The organism is Streptomyces aureocirculatus, from assembly GCF_000720475.1.
GTDB lineage: Bacteria > Actinomycetota > Actinomycetes > Streptomycetales > Streptomycetaceae > Streptomyces > Streptomyces aureocirculatus.
The window spans coordinates 1-267 of sequence record NZ_JOAP01000190.1 but is presented as its reverse complement, the minus strand read 5'-3'; the positions used below and the strand labels follow the sequence as shown (position 1 = coordinate 267).

Sequence of the window (267 nt, the reverse complement as noted above, 5' to 3'; positions counted from 1 at the left end):
GTAGATGTTGCCGTGCGCCATCCGCCGCCGCAGCGCCTGCGGCGACATGTCCACCAGCTCGATCTGATCCGCCCGGCGCACCACCTCGTCCGGCACCGTCTCACGCTGCCGCACCCCCGTGATCGACTCGACCACGTCCCCCAGCGACTCCAGATGCTGGATGTTCACCGTCGATATGACATCGACGCCCGCCTCCAGCAGCTCCTCGACGTCCTGCCAGCGCTTGGCGTTGCGCGAACCCGGCACGTTCGTGTGCGCCAGCTCGTC

The 267-nt window shown here is 68.2% G+C and carries 1 pseudogene; it reads right to left on the bottom strand.

From position 1 onward, the window contains the following. Positions 1 to 267 (bottom strand): annotated as a pseudogene (locus IG78_RS43695) (histidine kinase); the annotation flags it as partial.